This window comes from Litoreibacter sp. GN1-5 (genome assembly GCF_055693805.1).
Map to the genome: position 1 here is coordinate 1,967,787 of NZ_JBVFUP010000001.1, position 10,474 is coordinate 1,978,260.

The following is a 10,474-nucleotide window of genomic DNA, read 5'->3' on the forward strand; positions in this document are numbered from 1 at the left end:
CGAATATTTTCTCTTGACCAATCCGGAACCGTTGCCGAAATATTTTCTTCCGAGACCAAAGAGCTCTCCTACCAATAATCCCCTAAGCACTATCTTTTAGTCTGAAATTACGGCGATGTTCTATCTATTTGTCCGTATATGCCTATTGATCTGAAAACCTGTTCTTGTTTCAGTTCAAACCATACCTTCCCCAACAACATGCTGAAATTAAGTTAAGAATAGAGTTTTCAAAAAATGGGAGGGCTCCGACCCCCGGAACCCTCCACTACCCCACGTGCTATATCTCGCACCACACGTGATTGATAAATTCGGTTCCGGCCTTACTAGCCCGATAAAGTAGTGATAACATCAAAGAGAACAAAACACAAACAAGAACTTGTATAAGTTCCTTAAAATCAAAGACTTATGCTTATCATTTTGTTAAGGTTAATAAAAAGAAACGCCCACACGAATGCGGGCGTTTTGTCAAAGCTATCAAAGCGTCAGCCGTAGATAGACTCTTTTTTGAAGTGCTTAGTCAACATATAGTAGACGACAGCTCTGTATTTATTCCGCTCAGACATACCGTAAGTTTCCAGAACGCTTTTGATTGCCACCATCAGATCAGGGCTATCGCTCAGGCCTAACTTCTTAATCAGGAAGTTGTTCTTAACAGTTTCCAACTCATCCGCTTGGCTTGACGCAACCGTCGCTGCATCGGCGTTATAGATCGCAGGACCGCAGCCAATTGTGACCTTGGTCAGCAAATCCATATCCGGCGTCATGCCGCATTTATTTTTTAGATCATCTGCATATCGCGCAATAAGATCGTCTCTTTTTCCCATCGGAATAACTCCCACAATAGTTTTCGGGCAAGAACCCGCTACACAGCCCCCACTTATCAGAGGGTATCCAAGAGGTTAGTAGCTAAACTGGCCTGTGACAAAGGAAAAATCCTAAAATTGATTGACCGTGCCCTACCTACATAGACCCCACCCACGCGATTGAAGATGGAAATGGTCAGCATGTAGGGCATTGTAGTCGGGCCCTAGCGTTGTCACGAACCACCGACAAGACGCATCGCGCACGGCACGTAGAAAAGCTTGTGCACCCGGGTCGCCATTCCAGTCTGTACTCAGTCGAATTTGCCGTCCATTCGACAGACCAAATCCGGAAATATCAATGGCCTCAGCCGTGGCATGCGTGCTCATACGGCGTGATGTTCCGGATAATGTCCGTAGAGGGCGACAGTTATAACTTGAAATATGGTTCACGCGCACAACTGAGCTGCCAAGATGTTCTGTCGCTGCAGGCTGTAGCCCGTGCTTGTCCCACATCACCATGCGCAATGCCACTGCGCAGCTGGTTTCAAGCGGGACTAGTTTGGCAGAATAAGCACTGCCTAGCTTTACCCGTCCGGTGATCCCGCATTGCGGCGATATATTCAGATCAGACATATCCTGAAAATCGATCCATGCTTCTGACAGAACAGCTTTGCAGCTTTCCGGATTATTCGCCGCAATACGCATCTTCCAATTGGTCAACGGAGTCAGCGGGTCCGATATTTTCAATGGTTTCCATGGATTCCAAAAATCGGGCAGCGGCGTATCTGGATGAACCACCAATTGCCACAACCCCACACTGATGGCTACAGAGATACAAAGCAAAGTCGCCCATCGTGACAACAGGCGACAAAGCTTGAGAATAGGAGAGAAGAAGAGCCTTAGTAGCTTAATAACGGTAATGCTCCGGTTTGAAGGGACCATCGGCAGCAACACCAATATAATCCGCCTGTTCTTTATCGAGCTTCGTCAGCTTTACGCCGATCCGATCCAGATGCAGACGTGCGACTTTCTCATCAAGATGTTTCGGCAAGATATATACGTCGTTGTTGTAATCCTTGCCCTTGGTCCAAAGTTCGATCTGTGCGAGCACCTGGTTTGTAAATGATGCCGACATAACAAAGCTTGGATGGCCCGTCGCATTGCCAAGGTTTAGCAAACGACCTTCGGATAGAAGGATCAGACGATTGCCCGAGGGCATTTCGATCATGTCCACTTGTTCCTTGATATTGGTCCATTTGTGGTTCTTCAGTGCGGCTACCTGAATTTCGTTGTCGAAATGGCCAATATTACCAACGATCGCCATATCCTTCATCTCACGCATGTGCTCGATGCGGATAACGTCCTTGTTGCCCGTTGTGGTTATGAAGATGTCAGCATTGCCAACCACGTCTTCCAAAACCACAACCTCAAACCCGTCCATCGCAGCCTGCAAAGCACAAATCGGGTCCACTTCCGTAACTTTGACGCGCGCGCCGGCACCTCGCAGGGACGCAGCCGAACCTTTGCCCACATCGCCATAGCCCATTACAACAGCGACTTTACCCGCCATCATCGTATCCGTAGCCCGGCGAATACCGTCCACGAGGCTCTCTTTACAGCCGTACTTATTGTCAAACTTCGACTTTGTCACAGAGTCGTTCACATTGATGGCGGGGAACGGTAGTTGACCCTGCTTAACCAATTCATAGAGGCGGTGTACGCCGGTCGTGGTTTCTTCGGACACACCCTTGATTGCATCGCGTTGTTTTGCAAACCAACCCGGAGACTGCGCGATGCGTTTGCGGATCTGCGCGAATAACGCGACTTCTTCTTCAGATTTCGGCACAGCAATCAGATCTTCTTCACCGGCCTCAACCCGCGCGCCTATGAGAATGTACATGGTGGCATCGCCACCATCATCAAGGATCATGTTGCAGGTGCCATCCGGGAAATGGAAAATCTTGTCCGCATAATCCCAATATTCCTCAAGCGTTTCGCCCTTAATCGCAAAGACCGGCGTGCCACCTGCCGCAATGGCCGCTGCAGCATGATCTTGCGTCGAGAAGATATTGCAAGACGCCCAGCGTACATCTGCGCCCAAATCCACCAATGTTTCGATCAGAACGGCAGTTTGAATCGTCATATGAAGTGATCCAGCAATCCGCGCACCCTTGAGGGGTTTGCTGTCGCCGTATTCCGCACGCAAAGCCATAAGGCCCGGCATCTCGGTCTCTGCAATATCAAGCTCCTTGCGACCGTAGTCAGCCAGCGAAATATCTTTTACGGTGTAATCCTTGGCCATATGACCTGCTCCTTCTGGGAAATTTGTTACGTGCAGATAGCACTCACGCGGTGTCTCGACAATGCACGATAGGCAAGGATAGGTAACAGTAGGTTAAATGAGGGAAAAGATGAAAATCCCACGTGCATGGCAACGGATGCTGTCGGGCCGCAGGCTGGACCTTTTGGACCCAACGCCAATGGATATCGAGATAGAGGACATCGCCCATGGCCTGTCCTTCGTGGCGCGCTGGAACGGTCAGACATTCGGCGAGTTTCCCTATTCTGTCGCCGAACACTCCATTCTGGTCGAACAACTCTATTCGACTATGAACCCCAAAAGCCCCATAAAATGGCAGCTTGCGGCTTTGCTGCATGACGCGCCGGAATACGTGATTGGGGATATGATCAGCCCTGTGAAATCGGCTGTTGGTCCGGGCTATGCCGAGCTGGATAACCGGTTGACGTCCGCCATAAATTTACGTTTCGGATTGCCTGCTACAATTCCCGCGACAGTCAAAAAACAAATCAAGAAAGCTGATAAAATCAGTGCCTGGCTTGAAGCGACCCAGATCGCCGGGTTTTCAATAACAGAAGCCAATCGCTTTTTTGGCACACCGCCTGAAGGCGTCACATTGCCAGTCGAACTGAAGCCGCGCCCGCCAATGGAGGTCAAGGCTGACTTTATTTCGCGGTTCGAGCACTTATGGGGCTAAGAACAACACATCATTCGAAGTTTATATCAGTCGAGAACTGCACGGTGCGCGGTAAAATACAGCCTATACTTTTGACCAATACATACTTAAAAAAATACCCCGCATCGTAGAAGCTACGGTGCGAGGTTTTCAGAAATTTTTCAGAGACCGTCAGGCTTTATTTAGCTTCCACGTGCCAGATGGTCGGCCAGCAGGAAGACGGATTTCTCAATTTCACGCAGGACAAGGTCAATGCCGAATTCGAAATCTGCCATTTCAAGCTGCTCAAGCGTGCCGCCTTGTGCAACTTCCTCGGCGAAACCGCGAATTTCTTCCCAACGCTCATTCGCCCGATTCCATTGGGCTGCAATACGGTCCGTTGGCGGGGGATCGATCCCGATTGATGGCAGTCCAGTTCTAAAGCCGTCCAATGAGACCTGAAATAGCCTTAGCGTTTCATTTAGCTTGGCCAAATTTTCTTCGGCATCAATTCCACGCGATGTCAGGCAAACCTCTTTGGATAACCTTTGCGACAATTCTTTCTGGCGTGAATAAAAGTCGAGAAGTATCGAGTCACCGAACCCACCTTCACCAAGATACTTTGTGTAGTTTGATCGGATTTGAACAACAATTTCGTTACTCAATTCGTGAGCACTGTCAGTCAATTTCATGACATTTTCGAAATTACGCCCATCGATTTCTTTTTCTTTGACGAACTCATCATAAATGCGGCTCAACGTAACCCAGGTTAGGTCCACGTCACGCCATGTATTCTTGAATTGCCTGTTATCATCGGCAAGAAGACCAAGCTTTTCGTCCCCTTCAGAAATCCCCTTATGGGCAATAGCAAAACTCACATACGCGCCTTGAAGATAAAGTTCATTATCCCAAACGTGAACGCCAGCGTCGGCAAAGCATATTGATTTTGCCATTCGTTCAAGCAGCATGCGCTGTCTTGCGGCAAGGTCAATTCTTGTCGTTACCTGTTCGCGTGTGATTTCGACTGGTTGAGCATTTGTCGTGGATGGTCCAGCAAAGACCAGAACCGAAGTGAGGCCGACAATGCTGAGGCTAATGAGATTTTTCATAGTCTGTATCCGTTGCGACGTGTGATTTATGAATTGGTTTAGGGCTGTCTGAGGATTTGCTCATATTACTTGATACTATTGTTCAATATTATCAGATCGTATGACCAAATCCACAGTTTGTATTCAGCGGGTGATCTCCCTAATCCAAACTTCAACTCTTCTGTTAATTTCGCGCCCACTGTCAGTGTCATTACAGTTTAGCGGCGATGCTTCACCATAACCGAGAACTCGGATCGGTGTTCTATCAAGCGAACCGGGAATAGCGCGCTGCTCCAATGTGTCACGAACCTGTTCCGCCCGTTGAAGGCTCAGGAATTTGTTCGAATTACCAGCGCCGATGGAGTCTGTGAAACCTACAAGAAGAAGCTCCTTATTTGCGAACACTTCACCGGCAGCCAGAATGTCCGCCAAGCGCTCGATATCCGCCAGAGACCGGGCATCCAGTTGTGATGAGCCTAGCTCGAACCGGAATGTAAGCGACAGACGCTTGGCAGGAATGAGTTCTTGAACCATCTGACCCAGTTCACCCAGGGATGCTTCCGCGTCCGTAGGCCACATCGTGTTTGCGTAACGCAACCCTTGATCCTGGCTAGGCAAGAAAGCGACATCCTGATCGACAAATCCACGTTCTGCGATGACAGTTTGTGCTTCATGCGTCCCGATATAGTCGATGAAGTTGTTCACGACAGCCGGAGTTTCACCTTCTGGTTTGTACATCAGAACGCGCCCGACAAATGGGTATTCTTCAGTTTTAATCGTAAATGGCGTGGCTGGCGTTTGGATACCGCAAACCCCGCGCAATGCAAGCGCCTTGGAGTCGTTCACGCTTGAGTAGCTTGAAAAGCCGATTCCATTTGGATCATTTGCCACCGCTTCGGAAATCGCACTGTCAGAGGCCAACTCAGTCGTATTTGAAGTCAGCCGCGCACCCGCAGGCCCCATCACCAGCTCATTGAAAGTTGTACCAGTACCACTGTCAGCAGGCTGAACATAAAGCTTGATTGCTGCATTGCGACCGCCAAGCTGCGACCAGTTTGTGATTTGTCCCGAGAAAACCCGCGCAATATCAGCTTCCGAGATCGTCTCTACAGGGTTATCAGGTGATGTCACGATTACCAGCCCGTCAAGCGCCACCAGAATTTGTTGGCCAGAACTTGTTGGATTGCCCTTGCCTGCATTGGAGAAGCTTCTGACTTCCTGATCTGTGATAGGCCGGTTGGTCAGAGCGATCAATGCATTCTCATCCACGACATCCTGCAGCGCTGAAGAGGACGTTCCACCAACCAGATTGATGGTACCAACTTCTTCATTATTTGCGCCGGTCAATTTGGCAATTTGAGAGTTTTCTTCACCATCAAACTCTGCGTTTCCGTCAATACCAGTCGCATAATCTTCCAGAAGTGCCGGTAGCAACCCTTTGACAAGGTCGGAGTTACCAGCAATGGAGAATTGACCACTTTGCAAGTCAGTAGACGGGCAACCCTCGCCTTCACATTCAACTTGGAACGCGTCGATGATCATCTCACCAATGATCGTTTCGATCGTATAGCGCTGACCGTCAAAGTTCTGCAATTTACCCTTAATTTCGGAATTGCTTCCGATAACCTTAAGAACAACATCTTGCGCGCTGACGTCCGCAGAAAGCGCAAACAATCCGATCGCTGTAGCACCTAAAAGCTGCGACAACCGCCCAAGTGATGATTTCAGATTGAGCGCAACCTTTTTTCGACTGCGTGTTTCAAGCTGTTTCATTTTTCAAACCTCTAGCAAAGCCGTATCTCTGGCTGTAATTCCGCAAGCACAATCTTTTATGCTCGGACTTGTTTCTGATACTTTTTACGATTTCCACCATCTGCGTGGCTCTACATTTTCAGGCAGCATGTCTTTCGGGACTTCCCGAGCAACACGGTATATTTCGGCATATGTATCGATGCCACCTGCCCATTTATTCAAGCGCTCCCGCCACTCAGTCCAAGGATCTGGATTGAATTCTGGTGAGCACATTTCCTCCGCAATCTTGATCTGATCGTCGCCAAGAAACGCTGGGCGTACATTGTTTTTGACAAACAGCGTATTTTGCATCTGGGGATCAGAGAAACCAACAGTGTTGATCAAAGCCGCCTCGTTCGCTGCCTGAACATGCGCTTGCGCAAGATAGGCAGATTCCATGACAGCATCTTGCAAATCTTCGCCAAGACTGTCGAAAACTGGCGCGGACATCGACGTATGCTCTGTGCCACAGAAGAACTTCAGGTCAACCGATTGCGATACAACAGGTGACATGTTGGCATATGCCACAGCAGACGCCCATGTTTCTGCACCGTCGATCAAACCTTGCTTCAGGCCATCAAGCGTTTCTTCCCAAGCAACAGGAACAGGGTTCAGGTTCAAAAGGCGCATTGCAATACGTCCAAGTTGTGTACCTGTCACACGGCTTCTGGTGCCGAACAGTTCTTCGAGCTTAGTGATTGTAGGAGCATCTTCGTATTTAAGGCCAAGCTGAATGCCGCGCAGTTCACAATGCGAGAACAGGAACTTCAGGCCGTGACGCTTTTCAAGCGGCTCGCGCAGCAAGCGATTTGATTCAGGGCTATATAGGAAATGATATTGTGAAGCGCGACCTGGGAACATGTAGGCATAGTCCAGCACGTTCAGATAAGGCGCACCACCAGCCGAGTTCTGGGTAGAGGCTGCATATATATCGACAATACCTAGCTGTGTCTTGTCAACGCAGTTCAACTGGCCGCAAATCTGGTTACTGCCAATGAACTCGACGCGAATTTCGCCTTCTGTCCGTTCCTCAAGATCGCGGGCAAACTCTAGGCAACCAGCACGCTCAATAAGAAGGTTCTGTGCGTTAAATCCAGAAGCCCCAAACCGCAATGTATGCTTTGCTTCTTTCTTGAAACGTTTTTCATATGTGGATTCCGCAGCTTTTGCGATTGATCCAACACTTACAGCACCGCCCATCGTGCCAGCCGCAAGCAATGTCGACGTAATTCCGTACTGACCCGTCAATTTCAATAGGTCACGGCGGGATATCTGTCTAAGTTTCGACGATACGGACATCTTATTCTCTCCACTGTATGATCAGATTGAGCATATCGGGTTTCTAGATCGGGTAAGTTTGTACAAGAGTTACTAATTTGTTACTCGACGTGAATTGCAGCTTATTATGTCATAAAAAGAGCCCAATTGGGGCCAATTTGCAGCATTTTACATTTTTTTACAAGTAATCTCAGCTATTTGAGGCACGAAACCCTTAATTCAAAGGTTTTTTGAAATTCGGACAATGATGTGTTTAATACGGAACTGTCTCTTATTCCTATGCACTATCGGCATGTGAGACACGGCGTATTCACAGTGCAAATCGGCCTCAAAATTATGTCATTATTGTTAGGTAACTTCTTAAACCATGTATAATAATCTGATTTTCTTGCGTCTGATCACTCTCCTTTAGTGAACCAAAATCGATCTCTCCAATGCAGATTTTCAGATTTTATGCCTAACCTAAATGCAACATGTTCAAGCGTTTTTGCCCAAAAGCCATAAAACTTACCCAAAAAACCTTGGCATGAAACGCCCAGACATGTGACTATTTGGGAAAGCGATGTGGTCATAAAGAACTCGCACGCTGAGGCAGAATTATTGGATGAGCAGAACTTATGCGCCCCAAAAGTAAAACGGGCTTAGCACTTGGTGCTAGGCATATTTGTATTGTTTGCAGTTTCTTCCTGTCGGCATGTGCGGTGGGTCCTGATTATACGGACCCCACGACTCCGCTACCACAGAACTTCCAATCCGCTCCGGACGCGGCCTCCGCCAATCTGGTGAATGTAGGGTGGTGGCAAAATTTCAATGACCCACTTCTGAACGACCTTGTCACACGTGGAGCAAGCCAGAACCTCGATATTCTGCAAGCCGCAGAGCGGGTTCGCGCAGCAGAAGCTATTGCCAGAGGGTCAGGCGCCCTGCTGGCTGTTAATGGTGATGCTTCGTTAGAAGCTCAAGGCGGATCAGGACGTGATACAGTTCTTGAACGCACTGTCGGGGCTGGCATATCGTTTATCGTTGATATTTTTGGACAGTCGAAACGTCAGAGACAAGCGGATCAGGCTCGCCTTGGTAGCGCTTACGCAGATGAGAAATTCTCCCGGCTGGTTCTCACCTCCAACCTGACAGCAGCCTATATAGACTACAGATATTTTCAGGCTCTGGTTGCTTTGCGTCAAGCGGACCTGAAATCAAGACAAGTCACCTTGCGAAATAGCCGGACCCTTCTGGAAAGCGGCAGTGCAACACAGCTCGATGTCGCTCAGGCGGAAGCTTCCGTCAGCAGCGCGCAAGCGAGTATACCCACAAATCAGGCTGAGGTGGCACGTCAGGAAAACCGCATTGCAACCCTTCTGGGGCAGCCAGCCGGATCCATGGCCCCGGAACTTTCTGGTTCCAAGGGGCAACCATTGCCAAAAAATGATCTGAGCATCGGCGTCCCAGCAGACCTGATACGCAACCGGCCAGACATTCAGCGCGCTGAACGTGCTCTTGCTGCTGCTATGGCTGAGATCGGGGTTGCTGAAGCACAACTCTACCCCAGCCTGCAACTTAACGGCAGACTTCAGGATGTGAGTCTTGATGGAAACAGCGGCATAAATAGTTGGACTTTTGGTCCTACGCTGACAATACCGATCTTCAATCAGGGCCAACTGCGTGCTAACCTGGATGCAGCCGAGGCTCGTGCGAACGAGCAATATCTAATCTGGAAAGAAACCGTTCTGACCGCTGTTGAAGAGGTCGAAACCGCTTTACAGGCTTTCAGAAAAACCCGTGAAGCTGTGGCATCCTCCAAACGTGCCGTTGATCAAAATCAGCGGGCGCTCAACTTATCCAGACGCCTGGTTGCCAGTCAGGAAATAACTATTCTGGACGTGATCAACACAGAACTACGCGTCTCGGATGCACGCACAGCATATGTGAACAGTCTGCGTCAGCTTTCCTTGAACTACGCATCTCTGATGACAGCCCTTGGCGCCGGTCACGGGGTTGTTGTGGGCAATACAAAGCAAGCTATTACGCAACAGGCTTCGTCTGATCCAGCGCCCGTGGAAGAGGCTGGCTGAAAGGCATCTTCGCCACGTCCTCGCTAAGGGGTGCACCAAACCAAAACCGAGCCATCCATTTCTGGATGACCCGGCTTCGGAGTTCTGGGGAGTGGTATTGGATTAGCGCGCGATCCGCTCAGCTGCGGAGTCGTTGCTGAGGGCGAAGAACGCTTTGGCGGCGGATGTGTCGCCACGTGTTGCCACGTTGTCCTGAACGATGCGCTCAGCGGCGGAATCATTGCTCAGTGCAAATCCTGCTTTGGCAGCGGCTGTGTCGCCAACGCTGGTTTCTTGCACGATACGCTCAGCGGCCGAGTCGTTTGTCAGGGCGAAGAACGCCTGATCTGCGAAGGCAGGGGCTGAGAGGGATAGGGCGAGAACGGTTGTTGCGATAAGGGTTTTCATTTTGTGTACTCCGGTTTTGTGTGTCTAGGTGTTGGGCTGTTGTTGCCCGTTTGATGAGATGAATATGGCGGGTGCTGGCGGCCATCTCAATGCACTAAAGC

General features: G+C 49.4%; 9 protein-coding genes. 2 read left to right on the top strand and 7 right to left on the bottom strand.

What is annotated here, in order from left to right; all coding sequences use genetic code 11:
- Positions 1 to 482: 482 nt before the first annotated feature.
- From ACZ1HF_RS09905 to ahcY, 3 genes are all read right to left on the bottom strand, one after another.
- Positions 483 to 824 (bottom strand): DUF2853 family protein, encoded by a 342-nt coding sequence (locus tag ACZ1HF_RS09905; RefSeq protein ID WP_472657336.1) that lies wholly within the window; start codon positions 822 to 824, stop codon positions 483 to 485.
- Positions 825 to 956: 132 nt separating this feature from the next.
- A complete protein-coding gene (locus ACZ1HF_RS09910) occupies positions 957 to 1,550 on the bottom strand; it encodes an extensin-like domain-containing protein (RefSeq protein ID WP_472657337.1) in 594 nt (197 codons plus the stop codon).
- Positions 1,551 to 1,710: 160 nt separating this feature from the next.
- Positions 1,711 to 3,105: an adenosylhomocysteinase gene (gene ahcY, locus ACZ1HF_RS09915; protein ID WP_472657338.1), complete on the bottom strand. Its 1,395-nt coding sequence runs from the start codon at positions 3,103 to 3,105 to the stop codon at positions 1,711 to 1,713.
- Positions 3,106 to 3,214: 109 nt separating this feature from the next.
- Between ahcY and ACZ1HF_RS09920 the strand changes: the two genes are divergently transcribed.
- Positions 3,215 to 3,799 (top strand): HD domain-containing protein, encoded by a 585-nt coding sequence (locus ACZ1HF_RS09920; protein WP_472657339.1) that lies wholly within the window; start codon positions 3,215 to 3,217, stop codon positions 3,797 to 3,799.
- A gap of 161 nt (positions 3,800 to 3,960) precedes the next feature.
- Here ACZ1HF_RS09920 and ACZ1HF_RS09925 read toward each other — a convergent pair whose 3' ends face one another.
- From ACZ1HF_RS09925 to ACZ1HF_RS09935, 3 genes are all read right to left on the bottom strand, one after another.
- Positions 3,961 to 4,866: a type IV pili methyl-accepting chemotaxis transducer N-terminal domain-containing protein gene (locus tag ACZ1HF_RS09925; protein WP_472657340.1), complete on the bottom strand. Its 906-nt coding sequence runs from the start codon at positions 4,864 to 4,866 to the stop codon at positions 3,961 to 3,963.
- Between the two features lie 123 nt (positions 4,867 to 4,989).
- Entirely contained in the window at positions 4,990 to 6,618 is a 1,629-nt protein-coding gene (locus tag ACZ1HF_RS09930) for a phosphate ABC transporter substrate-binding/OmpA family protein (protein ID WP_472657341.1), read from the bottom strand.
- Between the two features lie 84 nt (positions 6,619 to 6,702).
- Positions 6,703 to 7,935 carry a TRAP transporter substrate-binding protein gene (locus tag ACZ1HF_RS09935; protein WP_472657342.1) on the bottom strand — a complete coding sequence of 411 codons (1,233 nt, stop codon included), beginning with the start codon at positions 7,933 to 7,935 and terminating at the stop codon, positions 6,703 to 6,705.
- 596 nt (positions 7,936 to 8,531) lie between these two features.
- Between ACZ1HF_RS09935 and ACZ1HF_RS09940 the strand changes: the two genes are divergently transcribed.
- A complete protein-coding gene (locus ACZ1HF_RS09940; RefSeq protein WP_472657343.1) occupies positions 8,532 to 9,986 on the top strand; it encodes an efflux transporter outer membrane subunit in 1,455 nt (484 codons plus the stop codon).
- A 102-nt stretch (positions 9,987 to 10,088) separates the two neighbouring features.
- Here the strand turns inward: ACZ1HF_RS09940 and ACZ1HF_RS09945 are convergent, their stop codons facing one another.
- Positions 10,089 to 10,373: a hypothetical protein gene (locus ACZ1HF_RS09945; protein ID WP_472657345.1), complete on the bottom strand. Its 285-nt coding sequence runs from the start codon at positions 10,371 to 10,373 to the stop codon at positions 10,089 to 10,091.
- Between the last annotated feature and the right edge of the window lie 101 nt (positions 10,374 to 10,474).